General features: G+C 72.9%; 11 protein-coding genes. 3 read left to right on the forward strand and 8 right to left on the reverse strand.

The window, feature by feature from the left end; all coding sequences use genetic code 11:
- Positions 1-5 precede the first annotated feature (5 nt).
- The gene (locus tag WME83_RS27290) at positions 6-2600 is read right to left on the reverse strand and encodes a hypothetical protein (RefSeq protein WP_437312617.1); all 2595 of its coding nucleotides are present in this window, start codon (positions 2598-2600) and stop codon (positions 6-8) included.
- Positions 2597-5107 carry a type VI secretion system Vgr family protein gene (locus WME83_RS27295; protein ID WP_437312618.1) on the reverse strand — a complete coding sequence of 837 codons (2511 nt, stop codon included), beginning with the start codon at positions 5105-5107 and terminating at the stop codon, positions 2597-2599. Before WME83_RS27295 ends, WME83_RS27290 begins: the two co-directional genes overlap by 4 nt.
- Before the next feature lie 121 nt (positions 5108-5228).
- Here WME83_RS27295 and WME83_RS27300 point away from each other — a divergent pair, with 121 nt between their 5' ends.
- On the forward strand, positions 5229-6467 hold the full coding sequence (locus tag WME83_RS27300) for a WD40 repeat domain-containing protein (protein ID WP_437312619.1): 1239 nt from the start codon (positions 5229-5231) through the stop codon (positions 6465-6467).
- Positions 6468-6477: 10 nt separating this feature from the next.
- Here WME83_RS27300 and WME83_RS27305 read toward each other — a convergent pair whose 3' ends face one another.
- The 5 genes from WME83_RS27305 to WME83_RS27325 are packed head-to-tail and all read right to left on the reverse strand — an operon-like array spanning position 6478 to position 16376.
- Positions 6478-10380 carry a DUF6531 domain-containing protein gene (locus WME83_RS27305; protein ID WP_437312620.1) on the reverse strand — a complete coding sequence of 1301 codons (3903 nt, stop codon included), beginning with the start codon at positions 10378-10380 and terminating at the stop codon, positions 6478-6480.
- A gap of 1 nt (position 10381) precedes the next feature.
- The gene (locus WME83_RS27310; RefSeq protein WP_437312621.1) at positions 10382-10852 is read right to left on the reverse strand and encodes a hypothetical protein; all 471 of its coding nucleotides are present in this window, start codon (positions 10850-10852) and stop codon (positions 10382-10384) included.
- A 4-nt stretch (positions 10853-10856) separates the two neighbouring features.
- Positions 10857-13052 (reverse strand): type VI secretion system Vgr family protein, encoded by a 2196-nt coding sequence (locus WME83_RS27315; RefSeq protein WP_437312622.1) that lies wholly within the window; start codon positions 13050-13052, stop codon positions 10857-10859.
- A gap of 26 nt (positions 13053-13078) precedes the next feature.
- Positions 13079-15382 carry a type VI secretion system Vgr family protein gene (locus WME83_RS27320; protein ID WP_437312623.1) on the reverse strand — a complete coding sequence of 768 codons (2304 nt, stop codon included), beginning with the start codon at positions 15380-15382 and terminating at the stop codon, positions 13079-13081.
- On the reverse strand, positions 15312-16376 hold the full coding sequence (locus WME83_RS27325; protein ID WP_437312624.1) for a YkgJ family cysteine cluster protein: 1065 nt from the start codon (positions 16374-16376) through the stop codon (positions 15312-15314). The genes WME83_RS27320 and WME83_RS27325 overlap by 71 nt, the downstream gene beginning before the upstream one ends.
- Before the next feature lie 74 nt (positions 16377-16450).
- Between WME83_RS27325 and WME83_RS27330 the strand changes: the two genes are divergently transcribed.
- Entirely contained in the window at positions 16451-16897 is a 447-nt protein-coding gene (locus WME83_RS27330; protein WP_437312625.1) for a hypothetical protein, read from the forward strand.
- Positions 16898-16917: 20 nt separating this feature from the next.
- Here the strand turns inward: WME83_RS27330 and WME83_RS27335 are convergent, their stop codons facing one another.
- The gene (locus WME83_RS27335; protein ID WP_437312626.1) at positions 16918-17565 is read right to left on the reverse strand and encodes a hypothetical protein; all 648 of its coding nucleotides are present in this window, start codon (positions 17563-17565) and stop codon (positions 16918-16920) included.
- Positions 17566-17728: 163 nt separating this feature from the next.
- Between WME83_RS27335 and WME83_RS27340 the strand changes: the two genes are divergently transcribed.
- Positions 17729-19225 carry a hypothetical protein gene (locus tag WME83_RS27340; RefSeq protein WP_437312627.1) on the forward strand — a complete coding sequence of 499 codons (1497 nt, stop codon included), beginning with the start codon at positions 17729-17731 and terminating at the stop codon, positions 19223-19225.
- The last annotated feature ends 343 nt before the right edge of the window (positions 19226-19568 follow it).

Raw genomic sequence — 19568 nt, forward strand, 5'->3', positions numbered from 1 at the left:
GCCGCTCACATCGAGGCGACGGACCACGATCCTGCGCGGTAACCCGCGTCCCGGGCCGACGCCTCGTCCGCGGCCAGCCGCAGATCGGCGTCGGAATCGGCGAGCCACAGGTGGAGGCGCGGGCGGCAACGCACGCGGGCGCGCACGCCGAGCTCGTCGAGGAGGGGCTGCATCGCCGCCTGCGAGAGCGCGCCGGACCGGAGCGCCGCGGCGGCCGCGCGCGGGCGCCACGGCTCGCCGCCGAGGAGGCGCACGTCGGGCGCGGGCCGGAGCGCGGCGATCGCGCCCCGCCACGCGGCCACGCCGGTCTCGCCCGGCTCGAGCCGCGGGCCGAACAGGAGCTCGAGCGCAGCGGCCGCATTCCCCGCGAGCTCCTCGTCGTTGAGGTGGTGCACGAGGTAAGCCCAGGCCCCGGGGTGCCCGAACCGCGCGACGATCGCGAGGTGCTCCGGAGACGCCGGCTCGCGCGAGAGCAGCCGCTGCAAGAGCTCCAGGTCGCCCGCGTCGCCGCGGAGCACGACGATCTCGGCGGCGAACAGCCCGAGGCCCAGGGCGAACGGGTCCGACGCGCGCACGAGCTCGTAGGGCGACGGGTCGCCGGAGAGCAGCAGCGCGCGCGCGGCGGCGCGGGCCACCGCTGGGTGCGGGGAGCGCAGCAGGCTCCGCACGTGGGGCAGGAGCGGAGCGGCGGCCGGCACGTCGAGGCGCGCGGCGGCGCGGGCGGCCGCGGCCGCCACGGCGGGGCTCGCGTCGAGCAGGTGCGTCCGCACGTCGTCGGCGCCCAGCGCACCGCGGCCGGCGAGGACGTCGATCGCGACCGCCCGCGCGACCGGGTGCACCGAGCCCAGGAAGAGGCGCATCGCGTGATGGACCCCAGGGTGCGGCGACACGCCGAGCGCCTCAGCGACGGCTTGCCCGTGGTCGAGGGCGTCGGGCGCCAGCATCTCCAGGGCGGCGAGCACGGCGCGCATGGCGTCGTCCCCGTCGAGCAGGCCGAGCAGGAACGCGACCGCCCAGCTGCGCGTGGTGCCGGACAGATCGAGGGCCGCATGGAAGTACGCCAGGGCGCGGCCGATCACGTCGCCGCCCGCGGCGGCGGCCGCGTCCGCCTGCGCGAGGATGCGCCGCTCGTGCGCTTCGCGGCCGGACCACGCGTACGTCGCGCGGCTGCGCAGCACCGCGGCGATGGTCTCGAGGCAGGCGTCGGAGATGCGCTGGTAGAAGCGCTCGATCGGCCACGCGGCGAGCCCCTCGCCCTGCATCCACACGAGCGACCGGCGCCCGGCCACGACCGGCAGCTCGGGCGCGGGGAGCGCGTCGCGCGTGCGCGGCGCGGCGCCGAGCGAGCCTGCGCCGTCGTCCTCGCCGGGCGCGGCGGCGGCCTCGCCGGGCGCGGCGCCGTCGAGCGGCGGCGATCCCGGCGCGCCGGCCTCGCCGGACGCGCCCGCGCGGATCCCCGCAAACGGCAGGCGGCGCGGGGCGTGCAGGCAGGGCCGCTCGCGCGACGCGCGCAGGGGCCGGTGGGATGGCGCGTGATCCGCGGCGAAGAGGACCGGCGGGCGCGGCGCCGCGGCGGGGGGCGCGCTCGGGGCCGAGGCCTGGTGGGATACGACCGCGAGCCCCCGCGTGCCGCCGGGCGAGATGGCCCACACCAGGAAGGGTTGCCGCGGCTCCGCGGGGAGCGGCGCCGTGTCGTGGCGCATGGCCGAGAGGCCCCACACGAGATCCATCACGCCCGCAGCGGCGCCGCAGCGGCCAACCTCGCCCTCGATGCTGCACATCGCGCACGCGCGCTCGAACCGCGCCGCGTTGCGCGCGGTGGCGTAGTGCCATTCGGTCGTGCGCAGGGCGCCGGCGGTGGCCGGGCCGAACGCGAAGCGAAACGGCCCCGGAGCGGGCGCTTCCCGCAGCAGGGTGGTGAGCGCGAGGCCATCGACCACGTCGTCGTTGTCATCGCGGGCCGGCGCCTCGGCGACGGCCACATGGAGCACGGCGCCGAGGGCCGTGAGCTGCGCCTCCTGGGCGAGGCGCGGCGACATGACGACCATCGCCGCCGCCCCCTCGGACAGCGGGGGCACCTGCTTGGCCCACGGGCTCGGCGCCCGCTGCGCCCACGCGCGCAGCGCGTCGAGCGACACGAACGAGTCGACCCCGGCGACCGCGATCACCCTGCGCGGGTCTTCTCGGAGGAGGCGCTCGGCGCGCAGGAGCGCCGAGAAGACGCCCGCGTCCTCGCCGACCCGCTCGGCGCGCAGCGCCGCGCCGTGCTCGCCGGCGGCCTCCTCCGCGGCGGCGCACGCGGCGGGGGCGCGCGCCGTGGACGCGCAGACGAGCATCGCGCTCGGCATCGGCGCCTGCGCGGCCACGAGCGGGCGCAGCGCGTCGGCGATCGCCGTGCGGAGCAGCGCGGCGACGCGCTCGGGGAGCGGGGTGCCCGTGCCGAGCCAGGGCGCGACGCGCACCTTCAGTGGGTCGCCCTCGCCCCAAAAGAGAGGCGCGCGGGGCGGGCCCGGCATGCCGGCGCGGAGGAAGAACGCGTGCTCTTCCGCGGTGCGGGCCCACGGCGAGACGAGACCGAGGCCCACGATCGCGAGGCTCATGTGTGGGTGGCCTTGCCCGACTGCTTCGACTGCCCCGTGATCTTGATCTCGTCGGCGACGATGCTGATGCCGCCGCCCGACACGACGATCTCGGAGCCACCGCACTTGAAAACGATCGACGATCCCTCGACCTTCATCCCGCCGCCGACCTTCACCTTGACGGACGCGTCGGACTTGATGCCGTGCTCGCCCCCCGCCTTGACGTCGAGCGTGCCCGCGATCTGGGTCGTGAGCGCGCCGCGGACCTTCCGGGCCATGCCCGCCTTGGTCTTCACAGTGCGCGCCGCCTCGACCTCCGTGGAGATGCCGAGCACCTTCGTGTCCGCGGAGATCGTCTTCGTGTTGTGGCTGCCGCCGATGAGGAACGTGGACGCGCCGAGCGTGGTCCAGCCGATCGACCCCGGGGTCATCACCGCGTACTTGGCGCCGATCAGCTCCAGCATTGCGCCGTCGACCCACGTCCCGCGGTGCCCGGGGCCGGGCCCGGCGGCCGCGCTCTCGTCCGTGGCGCCCGCGGCGCCTCCGCCCGCGGCCTGCTCGCCGCCGGCGTGCGCCTCCTCGTTCCAGGGCGCGGGCGGCGGAGGGCTCGTGACCGCGGCGACGATGGCGTCGCCGCCGGGCACGAGGCTGCCGAGCACACCCGCGCCGGCGGTGAGCGCGCCCTGCCACCCGCCCTCGGCGTAGCCCCTGCCCACCTGGTAGCCGGCGGCGGCGAACGCGCCCGCCACGCCGAGCGCGCCGGCGCCCTCGAGCGCGGCCGCCTGGGCCAGCTGCTTCGCGCCGGAGACCGGATCGCCGACCTTCTCGAGCAGCGCGCCGCCGACGAGCACGCTCTCGCTGCCCACCGAGATGGCCATGTTGCCCTTGACGTAGATCCTCTGCGTCGCGCCGACGGTGGCCGACTGCGATCCCACGCCGACCGTCAGCGCCTGGGCGATCGACACGTCCTCGTTGGCGCCGACGGTGCGGCTCTGGCTGCCCTTGATGAGCAGCGACTCGTTCTTCACGGTCTGCGTCATCAGGTTGTTCGCGACGTCGACCTTCTTGGCGAACCCCGCCCCGATCGTGAGGTGCTGGCGGCCTGCCGCGTCATCCATCTGGATGACGTTCTGCGCGCCGCCGCCCGGCGAGCTGTACGTGCGCAGGCTCGTCACCGTCTTGTTCACGGGTAGGCCTTGCGGGGGCGGCTGCTTCGCGTTGTACGTGCGCCCGAGCACGAGCGGCCGATCCGCGTCGCCCTCCTCGAAGCCGACCAAAACCTCCCAGCCCACGCGCGGCAGCGCCATGGATCCTGGCATGTTCGGCTGCATCGTGCGCACGGGCAGGCTGCTCTTGTCGTCGGCGGGCCCCTCGCGGTCCCACGGGAAGCGGACGTGCACGCGGCCCTGCGCGTCGGTGTGGATCTCCTGACCGGCGGGACCGGTGACGCGCGCCGGATGCACGCCGTGCACGACGGGGCGCGGCGTGATCCGGGGCAGCCGGAACGGCACATCCGCGGGGATCGCCTGCGCGACGAGCGCATATCCTCCGCCGTCGACCCACCTGTGCGACAGGCCCACGATGAAGAGCCTGCCCTCGGGGCGGGCCGCGCCCACATACGCGGCGTCGAGCTCCAGCGTCACGATCATGCCGGGGGCGAGGGCGAGCGCGTTCGTCCGGAAGGTCACCGTGGACGCGTCGGCGCGCAGGCTCTCGAGCCGCTGGGCGGCGCGCGCCGTGGCGTCGCCGGGCGTCCGGAAGCCGCCCGGCGCCTCGTACACCTCGGTGCTCTGCTCGACGTCGTTGCCGCCCGTGGCGACCCCTTCGAGCTTCACGGCAGGCGTCTCGTACCAGTGGTCGCGCAGCGTCACCTTGCCCGGGCGGCGGCGGTGCGACACGCGGCAGTCGACGGCGATGGTGGCGGTCACGCGGAGCGCGTCGTCGACGACGGTGAGCGAGCAGGGGGCGTCCGCCGCGGCGCCCGACTGGTCCTCGAGCACGAAGACCTCGGGGCCGTCCGTGGTCTCGAACCGGAAATAGAGGCCCTCCTCCTCGCACAGGCGCGTGATGAAGGCGGCGCACGTCTCGGCGTACTGCACCACGTACTCGCGCTCCGCGTGCGGCTGCACCAGCTGCTCTCGGACGCGATCGCCCGCGTAGCCGCAGCGCTCGAGCACCTCGCGGACGATCGCGGGGACGGTCTTGTGCTGGAACACCTTCGTGTCGCGGCGCAGCTCCAGGAGCGCGAGGCCCGAGCGCACCGTGGCCGAGTACCTCCGCGCGCTGCCCTGCTGCGACGTGGCCACCGCGGAGATACGGGTCACGAAGCCCGGGACGAGTCGCTCGTCGAACTCGCCGGCGAGCCGCAGCACACACCCCTTCCCGAGGAGCTCATCGAGGTCGAGCGGCTCGTTCGTGACGATCGACAGCTCGAACGTGCACGCCTGTCCGAGGCGCTCGTGCCCGATAAGGCCGCTGCAATGGAGCGTGACTTCCCCGCCGCCGACGACGATTTCCACCTGCGCCATGGGGATGGCTCGAGTATCCGGGGTCGGTCGAGGAGGCGTCAACCTCCGCGGCGTTGAACGTTTGCCAGCGCCGACGCCGGGGGACTATGGCTGCAGACCGACAGAGGAAAGGGACGGAACCATGAGCCAGCCGGAGGAGGTCGTCGCAATCGAGCTCGTGCTCGCAGGGGCCACGGAGAGCCCGGCGCCGCTGCACAGGAGCGGGTTCTACCGGATCGCCGTGGACGGCGTGGGCGCCCGGGCGCTCACCTTCGGCGGCGCGCTCGACCGGGCGGCGAACGTGATTGCCTGGGATCTCGGGACGGGCCAGCGCATCGAGGGCGCGTGGATCGTCCTGCACCCGGACGGCCGGCGCGGGTTGCGCGCCGAGCCCGACGACACGGTGGCGTTCTGCGATATCGCGTCCGGCGAGCGCCTGTCGGTCCTGGATGGGCTGGACGCCACCTTCGCGCCGGCCGAGCTCGCCTCGGACCGGTACGCGCTGCTGTGTCGCTCGACCGAGGCGGCGGACGACGACAGGCCCGCGCCATCGGTGAAAGTCATCGATCTCGCGACCGGGAAGCGCATCCATGACCTCGAGCAGCCGCACTTGCTCGGCGCCTACCTGCCGGGCGACCGCGGTCTGTTCGTGGATCCCAGAGGCATGCCCTCGATCTGGGACCTCGCGGGCGGAAAGCTCATGGCCAGGCTCAAGGGCCCTGCGGAGCGCCCGATCCGGCTGCGCGTGGCGAGAGACGGCAAGACGGCGATCACCATCGGCAAGAAGGGGACGACGTGCTCGTGGGACCTCGACGGCCGCAAGCTATCGTGGGCCAGCGACTCCATGCACGAGGAGTATGGTGGCGGCGCCCGGGACTACTTCGAGCTGCTCCCCGACGGCCGCCGCGCGGTGTACACATCGCGCCCGGGCGTGTACGGCAATCACTTCCTCGGGTTCATGGACCTGACGTCGGGCGCGCTCGATCAGTCCTGGACGACGGCCGACGAGGAGCGCGCGATCACCGCGGTCTGCCCCTTCCCGGACTCCCCGCACCTCGCCCTCTTGATCGAACGAACAACCTCCTCGCCGGCGACCGTGGAGATCTGGGACACCGGTTCGCGGCTCCTCGTAGGTGCGCGAGAGGTCCGTTCGGCCAAGGTGCTCGCGGTCACGGCGGACAAGCGGGTGGTCGTGGGGGGCAGCAGGATGGGAGGGCCGGACTTCTTCCGCGTCTACGAAGCCGCGCAGCGCCCGGGCGCGCCCCTCCCGGCACAGCCCCCGCCCGGGGCGCCGGCGGCTCCCGAGGAGGCCCCGGAAGAGACGCCCGCTGCGGAGGCGCCGCCACCCAAGAAGCCGCGGCGCAAGCCGGCCAAGAAGTGAGAGCGCGGATTCAGGCGCAGACGAATTTCGGGGCGTGCTTCTTCGCCGCGGCGACCACGGCGTCGATGCGGTCCTGGGGGATCCCCGCCGCTTTCATGGCCTGGGCATGCATGTCGATCAGCTTGTCTGCCGAGACGCTGCCGGGCCTGCGGCCGTTCAGCATTCCATCGACGATCCGATGCACCCGATTGTGCTCGGCCCGCGTCAGGCCGATGGTCGGATTGCCCAGCGACATGTCGCTCATCCGCCGGCCGCCCATGCCGTGATCCTTCAGCCAGCTGTTCTGGAGCGGCTCGTGGCGCTGGAAGCCGTTATTGTCGTACTCGTAAGGCTGCACGTCATAGTGGCCCAGGCCGAACGGGTCGATCGCGAGGGTCGGGCTCTTGGCCAGGCCGAACAGGTTGCCGCCGCTCGCCAGCAGCAGCGGATCGATGCTCAACCAGCGGCCGACCTCGGGATCGAAGTATCGGTGCAGCGTGCACAGGAGACCGGTCTCGTCGTCTGCGTAGTGCCCCAGGTGGCGGAGCGGCGTGGACGCCGGCTCCGCGGCCGGGTCGCGGTAGACCTCCAGGACCTTACCGAAAGGCGAGATCGCGGCAGCCCAGGCCACGCGGCCCGCCTCGTCGATGAGTTCGCGGGGCGTGCCCATGGCGTCGACCACGTACGACAGCGCGCGCCCCCCCTCCACGTGCAGTATCGGCGTCATCGTGTCCGGGTTGTGCACGAAGACGCGCGCGCCGCGCTCGCTGTCGATCTCGGCGGCGAGCGTGAAGCCGTGCCACAGGTACTCGACGACGCGCGGCCTTGGCGGCTCCTGGCCGAGCTGCTGAAGGGGCAGCGGCCTGGGCACGATCATCTTGAGCGCGCGCCGCCCGAAGGCGTCGTAATAGAACAGCACGCGCTCGCCGGAGGGCAGCCGCACCTCGCGCAGGCGGCTGCGCGCGTCCCAAAGGTACTCGGTGGGCTTGCCGCCGCCGAGAGGGATCGCTCTCCGGCGCCGCCGGGCCGCATCATAGGTGTACTCGTGCGTCGCCGTGCGCAGGAGGACGTTGCCGGCGCGCACCCTCCACGGCGCAGGGATCTCGTCCCCGGGACCGGCCGCGCCGATCAGCGCGCCGGAAGGATCGTACTCATAACGCGCGCCGAACCGCCCCTCGACCCCGGCGAGCTCGTCCGCAGGGCCGTACGTGTACCTCTCCCGGCCCCATCGCGCGTCGAGCAGCTCGACGACGCGGCCCTCGGCATCGTACGTCCAGCGGCGGTGCACCGGGCTCGCCGGCGCCGCTGCGCCCCCGGGACTGGACGCCACCCATTGCTCGATCGTGCGGGCCCGCGGGTCGAACGCGCGGAGCATGTCGAGCCCGCCCCGGTGATGATGGCGCCGCACCTCGCGGCCGGAGGTATCGCGCTGGATCGTCACCTTGTGGCCGGCGTGATCGATCCCCACGAGCTCTCCCGCGAGATCGTAGAAGTACCTAGTCGTGGTCCCGTCCGGGAGGACGCGCTCCGCGAGCCTGCCTGACCGGTCGTAACCGAAGCAGAGGACGCGCTGGCCCTGCACCTCCCGGATCACCCGGCCGGACGCGTCGCGCTCGAACGCGACGGCCACCTGGCGATCGTGATCGTGGAGCACGGCGCCCAGCAGAAAGCCCGTCTCGTCCCACGAGAACGTGCGCTTGCCGTGCGGCGAGTCTTCCTCCACCACGCGGCCGGTCGGATCGTACGTGTACGAGAGCCACGCGTCGCCCGGCAGCTCCACCCGGGAGACGCGCCCCGAGCGGTCGTATTGGCGTGCGAACGCGGACCCGTCGAACGTGATCTCCTCGCGGATGCGGCCGGCGCGGTCGTAGCGGAGGTCGTAGCGCTCCGCGCGCGGGCTGATCACCCCGACCAGGCGCTCCAGCGCGTCGACCTCGAACTGCCACGCTTGCCCGTCCGGCCGGACGATCTTCTTGATGGACCGCGTGCCGGTCCACTCGAGCCTCCATGTTCGGTGGCATCGATCCATGACGGACGTCACGCGGTTGCGGCCGTCCCATGTGTAGTGTTCGGTCGTGCCGTCCTCGTAGCGGAACAGGATCGGCCGGCCGATGGCGTCATTCTCGACGCGCACCGTCCGCCCGGCGGGATCGGCGAAGCCGGTCAGGCGGCCGAGGTCATCGTAGTCGTAGCGGGTCACACCGCCGCTCGCGTCGGTCTCGCGGATGAGGTTGTGCGCTTCGTCATACGCGAAGGCGGCGATCTGCCCGTCAGGCACGTACGCCGCCGTGACCCGCCCCCAGCGGTCGCGCGCGACGCTCACCGTGAGCCCGGACGGCAAGGCGACCGACGTGAGGTCGCCATGGCCGTCGTAGGTCCACCGCGTCTCGCGGCCGCGCGCGTCGATCTCCTTCACGACCAGATCGTCCTGGATCTCCCACCGCGTCGTGTGGCCGTCCTCGTCCGTCCGCGCGATCAGGTGGCCGCGATCGTCGTACGCGGAGGCGACCGTCTCTCCCGCCGCGTTCTTCTCGGAGAGGACATAGCCGTCCTCGTCGCGCTCCATGGCGCACGACCACGCGCCGTCCGGCGTCGCCTCCCTGACGATGGCGAGCTTGGCGTCGTAGGTGATGACGCGCGGCTCCGGGGTCGAGTGCACCGTGACCACCCGCTCGGAGGGCTGGTGATCAAACCGCACGGGGTGGAACCCTTCATCGCTGAAGGCGGACACGCAGCGCTCGCCCTCCTCGTCGTACGCGTACCGGAAGGTCGGGCCGTCGGCGAGCCGCTTCTCGATCAGCCGGTGCTTGCCGTCATACCCGTACCGCGTCACATGCCCGGCCGCGTCCGCGACCTCGCCGAGCTCGCCCTCGTCGGTGTACCGGTAGACCACGGTGAAGTGCACCTTGTCGGCGGCCCACACGTCGAGCGCCACGATGCGGCCCTTCCTGTCGTAGCGCGGCCGGAGCTCGCGCTTCGCTGTGTCAACGACGGCGGCGAGCCGGTCCTCGTTATACCGCAGCTCGACGCGGTTGCCGGCGGCGTCGCGGATCTCGCGGAGCACGGCCCTGCCGCCGCCTTGCAGCGGCGCGAACACGCGCACGAGGCCGTCTTCGAGGCTCCGGACGCGGTAGCCGCCCCCGCCGAGCGCGTCGACGTCGATGCGCGCGCTGCGCACGAACGCGCGGCCGCGCGGCGGGACGGCCGGCAGCGGGATACGCCGGCCCGTGCCGGTCCGCCAGACGGTGCGGCCTTCTTCTCCCCCGATCCACTGGTTGAAGTTGTGCGTCCACCCGCCCTTGCCGAGAGGTGTCCTTTCTCTCCGGAACGCGGAGACGTAATAGCGCTGCCACACCACGGGGATCACGCCGGGCAACGATGCGTCGAAGTCCCAGTCGACGACATCGCCCGACGTGGCCAGGACCGGATCCCCGAAGGGCTTCACCGTCTCCTTGACCCAGTCGTGGATCGACCCGTCCTTCATCTTCGCGTCGAAGTCGACGCTGGAGAGGAACTTCGTCCGGACCTGGACGACCCTCTGCTCCTCGAACAGCACGTTGAGGGCCACGTCGCTGCCGGTCACGGCGATCTCCTTGCCCTTGGCGCGGGTGTCTTTCTCGCCGCTGAGCACCGCGCCCCACATGTCCTTGGCCGCCGTGACCGTGTCCCCGATCCCGATGGGGATCGCGGGCTTGTTGCAGGGCGGCACGATCTTCATCACCGCGCCGACGAGCAGGACCCAGCCGCTGACGTCGAGCGCCTCGCCATTCGTCGTGCCGCGCTTCACGTCGTTCGACTTCGCGACGTACGGGTACGGGGTGGGCACCGGCCCCGCGACCGGCGGCGGCGGCCCCGGGCTGACCCCCGGCTGGCCCGGCGCCGCGTGGTTGGACTTGTCCGTGGCGATGCGTTTCTTGTCGATCGTGCTCGGCATGTCAGGGGAGCTCCACGCGCGCGGCGAGCAGGCGGATGATCTCGCTCATGTCGATCACCATCCGGTGCCCCTCGAGCCGCGCGACGCCCGCCCTGTCCACGCGGAGCGTGAACGGCCCGGCCTCGATCGCAAGCGTGCGATCGGCGCGGATCTTGATGTCCTTCGCGCGGAGCGACACCAGGCCGTCGTCGTCGCGCTCGGCCGGCGCCCGCGTCTGCAGCGCGCCCACGATCGTCGGCCCGCGCTCCGTGTCGCACGCGATCACGAGGCGCCCGGTGCGGAGGCACTCGTCCGCGAGCGCCGGGTCCACGTCGTCGCCGAGCACGGCCCGCGCCCGAACGCCGCCCGTCGTCCGGATGCGGAACGCGTCCCCCGCGCGCACCTCGATCGTGGCCGCGGACAGGCCGGGACCGAGGCGCTCGGGGGCCGGCGTGGCAGAGGCTCTCTTCGCAGCAGGTTTGGTCTTCGGCATGGCGTTACCCGTCGTAGCTCTCGTCCCCGTCGTCGACGCTCTTCACCTTCCCGTCGAACTTCCCGTCGATCGTGATCGACCCCGGCGTCATCTTCACCGTGATCCCGCTCGCCTTGATCGTGAGCGACGCAGTCGCCTCCACGGTCACGTCCGATCCCCTGAGCTTGGCCGAGGCCCCGACGGACAGCACATAAGGCCCGGTGTACTCCTCGCTGATGCCGCCGCCCGCCTTGATTTTCCGGCTGGCGAGCGTCTCGGACAGGGCCCCTCGGACCGTCAGGCCGTACGTCCCGGCGTCGATCTTCTTGGATCCGCTGATGATCTCGGTGCTCGCGCCCCCGACCTTCACCGCCGCGTCCACGACGCCGTGCTCGTTCCAGGACCCGCCGACGAGCACCGTGGACGGGCCCGTCACGTGCCGCGTCTGGTGCACGACGGCCGTCTCCACCTTGGCCGCGCCGACCAGGCGCGCGAGCGAGGCCGACGACTGGCTGTAATCGCCGCCGACGTTGAAGACCCGGAGCCCGCCCACGAGGACGCTCTCGGACGCCGCCTCCACCAGCGCGTTCGCCTCGAGGTTCACCGTGCGGTTCGCGGCCACGGTGTACGACTGGGCCCCCGTCACCGCGACCTGACACGCCTTGCCGACGATGGCAGTGCGGTTCGCGCCGACGCTCCAGGTGTCGTCACCGGTGATCTCGGTGGCCTTGTCGTTCTCCGTCCGCTCGTTGAAGTCCTTCGACGCGGTGAAGCTCATCAGCTCGTTGCCCGCGGTGTCGTCCATCGCGATCACGTTGGCGCTGCCGCCCCCCGGCGTGGTGAGGCTGCCGAACACCGTCCCGGTCTTGCCCCCGGGCAGCGGCCGCGCCGGCACCGCGGCGCCGTTGTACATGCGGCCGAGCACCAGCGGGTCGTCCGCCGACGCGGCGTGAAACGAGGTGAGCACCTCCCACCCGGTGCGCGGCTGCATGAGCCCGCCGGACGTGGGCGGCTGGAGCACGCGCGTCCACGTCGAGCTGGTGTCGTCCACCGGCCGGCGCCGATCCCAGCGCAGGTGGATCTTCGCGCGGCCGTGCCGGTCGGTGTGGATCTCGGAGCCCGCGGGGGCCGTGACCGTCGCCGTCTCGAGCCCGCGCGCGCGCGGCGCGCGCCGGCGGGCCGGCCGGTGCTCCCTGTCAGCCGGGACCGCCGTGAAGCGGGCCTCATAGCGGACCTCGCCGTCCACCGCGTCGCCCCCCGACTGGTCGACGAGCTCGTGCGCCACCTCCAGCACGAGCCACTTCGCGTTCACGGCGTCCAGCGCCGAGCCCTCCAGGGCAATCGTGTGGCCCGGCGCGAGCCGCCGCGACGACGTGACGCCCGTGAGCACGAGCTGGCGAGCCTGGGCCTCCTCGAGGCGGATCTGCGCGAGCGCCCGACCGAGCCCGGGCTCGGGGTAGCCGCCCGGGTGCTCGTACCGCTCGCGCTGGCCCGGGCCGTCGCCCGCGGCGGCGGTCATGTCCACGGTCGGCTGCCCGAAGTTGTAGTCGCGCAGCGTGAGCCGGTCCGGCACCATCGCCCGGCGCAGCGTCACGCGCTGCACGGACTCCGCCGTCTCCGCCGCGGCGAGCTCGCGCACCGGGAGCGCGTCGACGCCGGGCGTCGCGTCGAAGGCGCCCTTGGCGTCGGCGAGCACGAGCACGTCCTTGCGGTCGACCGGCAGGTACCAGGCGATCCCCTCCTCCGCCAGGATCCGCGAGAGGAAGCCGAGCCGCGTCTCGAACGCCGCGACGCACTGCGGGCGCTTCGCGAGGGCGCGCGCGACCCGCGCGTCCGCCGTGATCCCATGCTCGGAGAGCACCTGCTTCGCGATCTCGACCGCCTCTCGGTCGAGGAACACGAGGTAATCCACCATGTCCGACAGGAGCGAGACCTTCGGCACGACCGTCGCGACGTAGGCGGCGGCGCTCGCGGAGATCGCGTCGACGATGCCGTCGATCAGCCGCGCCGCCCCGTCCGGCAGCGCCATGGAGATGCGTGCGGGCTTCCCGACCAGATCGGAGAGGGCGCCGCCGGGCCACGGCCCGGCGTCGCGCGCCGGCGAGAACGAGACCTCGAACGCGTACGGCGCGCAGAGCCGCTCGACGCCCCGGAGGCGAATCACGCGCAGCGCCGCGCCCTCGCCGTCGAGCTCCAGCTGAACCGATTGCGCGAGCGCCATGTTCCCCTTCTCCGGTCCGCCTGGGCTCAGGTGATCTTGCTGCCGCCCGTCCGCTTGATGCTGCCCTTGATCAGCGTGGTGCCGCTCTTCGCCTTCAGCTTGCCGCCGCCGAGCTCGAGCGCCTTCGCCTTGATCTTGCCGCCCACGTCGAGCGTGATGTCCGGCGCCTCGATGACGAGCGGTCCCGACGCCTTGAGGTTGGCGCTGGCCCCCACGGTCACGGTCCCGGCGGCCGAGACCGTGACCTCGAGCGCGGCGCCGATCTTCTCCGTGGTGGCCGCGGCCGTCAGGCTCTTGGCGCCGGTGACGCTCTCGTTGTAACCGCGGCTGCCCTTGATCGAGCGGCCGCCGCCCACGAGCTCCGTCCGGACAGCGGCCACGGACTGGCTCACGCCCAGGCCCCCCTTCAGCGACATCGAGCCGCCGATGAGCTGCGTGAAGCTGCCCTTGATCGTGGAGTTCGACTGATTGCACTGGAGGCCATAGAACGCGCCCACCAGCTCGGTGTACGCGCCCTTCACCGCGAGCACGCGGTTGGCCGTCACCTTGATCGACTCCATCGCGCCGATCATCTCGGAGCGCGACCCCTTCACGCTGGTCACGTAGTTCGTGCCGATGTTCAACGTCTGATCGGCGCCCACCGTGAGCGACTGTGCCCCGCCGATGGACACGATGTGCCCGAGCTGCACGTCGTGGGTCTCGTTCGCCCCGATCGTGGACGTGGACGCTCCGCCGACCGTGACCGTCTGGTCCCTCGTCGCGTGGATGAACATCTCCTGTCCACCGCTCGAGTCGCCCACGCGGATCTCCTGGGTCGTGCCGTCGCCGGGAGAGGTCGCCGACTGCAGCGTGGTCGTCGCGGACGCTCCGGGCAGCCCGTAAGGGACGACGGCGGTCCCGTTGTACACGCGGCCGAGCACGAAGGGACGATCGGGATTGCCGTCGATGTACGCGACGGGGACCTCCCAGCCCACGCGCGGCAAGAGCATGGCGCCCCCCATGTTCATCTGGAGGCACCGCACCCAGGTCGACGACCTGTCGTCCGTCACGTCCGACCGGTCCCAGGGGAAACGCACCTTCACGCGGCCGAGGTCGTCTACGTGGATCTCCTCGCCGGCTGGGCCCGTCGTCGCGGCCGGCTCGAACCCCGGGACGCGCGGGATCCGGCGCGGGATATCCGGCCTGTGCGCCGCCCCGCCGGCGGGGACGAGCATCGCGCGGCAGACGTAGGCCTCTCCGTCGGCGTCGGTGCGGCTCCCCACCGTGATGTCGTGCTCCGCGCCCGTCACGAGGAGCTCGCCGTTCATCCAGTCGTCGCTGCACCCGATGATCCGCACGACGCGGCCCGGCTCGACGCGGGTGCAGTTCGTGACGCCGACGACGTGCCGCTCCGTGCGGCGGAGCTGCTCCAGTCGCACGCGCGCGCGCCGCGCCGCCGCGGCGGACGTGGGCACGCAGGCCGGATACTCGAAATGCTCCCACACGCCCTCGCCGGCGCGGCCCTCGATCGGCACGTCGGGCGCGCGCACGTCGTAATCGCGCACATGGACGGCGGTCGGCGCGAGCACCTTCGTGAACGTGAGCTCGTAAAAGCACCGCGCGCGCATCGCGCCGCTCGCGTCCTCGTACGGGACCGTCGCCTCGCCGCGGATGCCGTCGTGCGCGGCGGCGTCGTCGGCAAACACGATGACGGGGCCCGCGCCGTCGTTGTAATCGAACCAGAACGATATCCCGTCGTCGGCGAGCAGCCGCGCGACGAAGGCCCACTCGGTCTCGTCGTACTGCGCCGTGTGCGGCCGGGGCGGGTACTCGCCGGCGAGCCGCCAGACCATGGCGTCCCGCGCCACCCCCGCGTCGGCGAGCACCTGCTCCACGATCTCCTTCGTGGTCTTGCCCAGGAAGATGCGGTATCCCGACCGCTGCGTCAGGAAATGGACCGGCGCGCCGAGCGTGACGGTGTAATGGTGCCCGTCACGGCCCTCCGCCTCGTAAGCGACGTCCGTCACGACGAGACCGATCGGGCGCACCGCCCCCTCCTGCTCGTCGGCGAGGCTCAGCACCGCGGGGGCGCCGATCGCCTCGTCGAGGCTCAGGGAGGCGCCCTCGACGAGGATCCCGACCTCCCAGCGCGGGAGCGCATTCATCGCTTCCGTGCCGTGGGCGCGCACCGTGCGAAACTCCGCTGGCAACGCTTCACACGCAAGGTGAGCGATCATCGCTGCCATAGCGCAATGAGCGTACACGCTTGGGCAGACCGCTTCAATCCCTCGCCCGGGAGCGCTCTGCTGCCGGCGGCCGCACGGAGAATGGCGCCGTGAGGTCCAGAGCATCCGTCCACGGTGCGCTGTCACCCGCGAGCTCCGCGATCATTACGGCCTCGGCTGCGGCGCGGTCGGGCCGTAGCCCCATGGCCCCGAGCGCTCGTGCGACGGCGTCCGCGACGGCGAGCCGCAGCGCGAGATCGGTGGCGAGCCGCTCGAACGTCGATCGCGCGGCCCAGCGCAGATCCCAGAGCGCGTCGGCCGCGAAATCGCCGAGGACCTCGGCGGCGGTCCGGCGCTGCGGCGCGCGGCGCTCCGCCGCGTCGAAATGCGCCGACCAAGGCCGCGCCGGCGGGGCGCCCGGCGCGCCGAGCAGCGAGAGGAGGCCGTGGCCGAACCACGCGAGCGCGTGGTCGAACGCGGTCCCGAGGGTGTCCACCGTCCGGAGCGCCCCACCCAGCTCGCAAAGAAAGGCTCGGTGGCGCTCGGCCCAGGTCTCCTCCACGCCCAGCACGGCCGAGGCCGTCTCGCCCCTGACGAGCCGCTCGATCCATCCGGCCTCGATCGCGACATAACGCGCGAGAGACAGGCTCGTACGCCGGGTGAACGGGATGCGGTCGCCGACGGCCGCGTGCGGCGCGAGCCGGCCCCGGCCGTCGCGGAGCGATCTCACTGCCTCGTCCAGCCGCACGGGCGGGCGGTCTCCGAGCGTCCGACAAGGACAGCGGTGCGCGGTGGTGACGCGGATCCCGAGCGGCGTCTGCACGGCGCCATACGGGAAGCGGCGGCACAGGAGCGGTTTGTCCGCGGTGCCGTGCAGCGAGCACGCGCCGCCGGACAGGAAGACGCAGGCGCCGTCGGTGCCGGCGCGGAGGGCCATGACGTCGATGCGCTCGTGCCGGCCGAGGGCGTCGGGCGCCCGGCGGCGCAGCCGCACCACGTCGCGCCGCGCGAGGGGCCCGAGCGCGTGGAGGTCGGAGCAGCAGAGCCCACCGCCAACGCACGCAAACCGCGCCCCCGGCCGCACGATCAGCTCGCCTCGCGGTGGCGTGGGCCGCGTCATTCACGCTCGATGCGCGCGCCGCGCGGCGACGTCAATGGTCGCGCCGCGACCGGCGCTCGGGTAATCTGCGCCCCGTGAGCCACCGCGGGCCGGATGCTGGCGAGCCCCTCGATCTGGAGACGTTCGCGCGGGTGTCCGCGGAGCTCGAGGCCGGCGGCGCGACGCGCGAGGAGGTGCTCGGCCGCCACGCCCTGGACGGGTCGCGGTGGGAGCGGGCCGCGGTCTTCTGGTCGAGGCGGCTGGCCGATGACGCGGCTGCAGATGGGCCGCTCGCCGAGGCGTTCGCGGGGGCGCTCACGCCGGCGCGCGCGGCGCTCGGGGCGCCGGCGATGTCGCCCGAGGACTGGGCGGCGCTCACGCTGGACATCGCCGAGCGCGGGGTCGGCGCCGCGCTCACGGCGCGGGGCCTGGCCGCCCCGGTCTATTTCCGCCTCGCGAAGCGCTGGGCCGAGGCGCTCCCGCGCGATCCGGCGCTCGCCGCCCGGTACACGAGGGCGCTGTACGCCCTCGGCAGGCGCTGAGCGAGCGCCGCCCCGGCCGCTCAGGCCGAGAATGTGCAGCCTGGCAGCATGTCGTTGAGCTCTGTGATGAGCGCGGTGAGGTGGCGCGCCCGGACCTGACGACCGATGTTGAGGAGGCTGTCGGTGTCCCCGAGGTGCGGGCTTCCGGCGCCATACTCGTCCTGGTTCGGGACGCCGGGGCTCTGCGGCATCGTGTGCCCGAACTCGTGCGGGAGCGCGTAGAAGGTGCGTGTCTGGCCCGCGGCGTTCGTCGGGCTGTACGGCGCCGTGTCCGCGCTATCGAGGTGGATCTCGCACGCCGGAAAATCCACGTAGCTGATGAACGTGGTGGGGTCGCTCCCGGGCGGCAGCTTGCGCACGGTCACATTCCAGTGCGGTTGCGCAAGGACCCACCGCACATCGAACGATGCCGGCGGGAGCCCGCGCGCGAAGCGGCGCGCGAACGCGTGGCTGCCGGCGACGTGCAGCCGGATGTGCCCGCTCCACGTGCGCCAGACCTGCCGGTCCAAGGCGCGGTGGAACGCCTGCCGGTGACGGAGCGTCCACGGCCGCGCGGGCGCCACGACGGTCCACGTGTACTGCCAGCGCTCCTGGACGAAAATCCGCCCCGTCTCCGTGTCGAGATCGATGTTGCCCCACACGGGGCGGCGGACGAGATGACGACTCATGACCGACCCCCTTCCATGGCTACACGGCAGCCGAGGCTCCGTCAACGCGCCACCCGAGCCGCCTTACCGCAGCGCGGACGGCTGCGCGTGTTGCGGCGGAGCAGCGACTGCGACGTTCGGGGGTGACGGAGCGGCGTTCATGGAGGCACCATGACGGCGGCACATGACGAATCCCGACGCGCCACCGCCCGCGGAGCCCGCGCTGCGGGGCCTCTCGCTCGCCCGGCTCGCAGGCGTGCACGCCGGCCTCTCCGAAGGGCTGCCCCTCGGCCAGGTGCTCGCCAACGAGGGAGTGGACGCACGCCTGTGGGAGCGCGCCGAGCCGCTCTGGGTCAGCAAGCTCGCCGAGGATGCGGAGCTGGACGGACCGCTCCAGGACGCCTATGACGAACGCATCCGCGCGGCGCGACTCCGATATGGACGGAGCGTCCGGCCCCTCGACGCGGATCTCCGCGCCTGGATTGCGTTTCTTCGGGTGATGGAGGCGCAAGAAGATCCGATGGCGCTCCTCGCGCGCGTGGGACTCCGTCCCGCCGACCTGCTCCGGCTCCACGGGGTCTGGTCGGGCAAGCTCTCCGAGGACGCCGATCTGCGGGCGCGCGCAGAATCGTGGCTCGCGGCTGCGCCGAGCGCCTTGCCGGAGATCACGGTCGGGCCTCCGGTCCTCACCGCGCCGCCGGCCGAAGGGCCGTTGGTGGAAATCGCGCCACCGCTAGAAGACGACGACGACCAGGACGAAGACGACGACCAGGACGACGACGACGACGACCAGGACGAAGACGACGAGGGCGCGGCGGAAGAGGCTCCGCCGCTCTGGGTTCCGCTGCCTGGTTGGCCGTCCGAGATGCGGAGCCCACGGCCAGCCCCGGGGGTCATTGCCCGGGCGCCAGCGCTGTCCGAGCGCCGGTCGCCCGTGCCCTTCTCACCCATGCATGCAGAGACACGGACCGTCGAGCCGTGGCCAGCGTCCAGCGCCGGCACCTCGATGCCGGCGGCCGAGCCGTCCTTGCGCGCCGCCGGGCTGACACCGGCGGCTCTGGCGGGCGAATCGCGAGAACCTCACCCGCTCTCTGCGACAGAACAGCGTGCGCCGCATGAGCGAAGTGAGCTCCATGGCGTCGCGGAGCGCCGCCTGGACGCGACCCTGGGAATGCCGGCCTTCGTACCGGAGGCGGCCTTGCCGTTCCGCCCTGCGGGAGCGCCGCGAGCCCTCGCGCCTCCGGAGCAGCGCTTCGACAGCACAGTTCAGTTGACGACCCGGAGCTTGCCCGCCGTTCCGGCAGGCCCGGTGCTGCCTTTCCGGCCACCCGAGGAGGGCACCGGGGCCGCCTCGCCACGCGCGCCGACGAGCGCCGGGCCAGCGCACGGCGCGGGCTCCTCGGCGCCTCCGCCTCCGCCCCTGCACCGGAGCGCGCCGGCGGCGGAGACCGCGCTCTCGCTGGCCCAGTACGCGTCGCTCTGTGCCGAGCTGGCGGTATTTCCTCGGGCCGCTGAGGCCATCTTCCGGCGTTATGGGCTGGAGTCCCAGCAAGCGCGGGCGGCGGTCGATGCGGCCTGGAAAGAACGGCTCGGCCGCGATGCCGGGGCCTACGGCGCGTGGCAGGAGATGTACCGGCGCTATCACGCCTACTGGACGCAGCGAGGCGCACCGGCCACGTGATCGCCCTCGCGGAGGTGGGGGAGGCCAGCCGACGATCCTCGCCGGCTGCAATCACGGGATCACGGAGCCGTGTGCAGAGGCTCACGCCGGAGCAGCGCGCTGAGCTCGAGCAAGACCTCGCCGACACCGCGGCGGGCCGAGCGCGCCTCGTCGCTCACGAGGATCTGCCGCGGGCCCTGGAGGAGCTGGCCACGAGCAGGAGGAGTGAGCGTAGGCGTCGACCTCGCGAGCTTTTGCCGCCGGCCGCGGTCTACTCGGGGAGGACGTGGTACCGCCCGCTCGGCGTGACGATGGCGTGGGGCTGGAGCGGGACGTTCAGCGCATAGGAGAGATCGCGCATCAC

The organism is Sorangium sp. So ce385, assembly GCF_051474135.1.
In the GTDB taxonomy this organism is placed as follows: Bacteria; Myxococcota_A; Polyangia; order Polyangiales; family Polyangiaceae; genus Sorangium; species Sorangium cellulosum_D.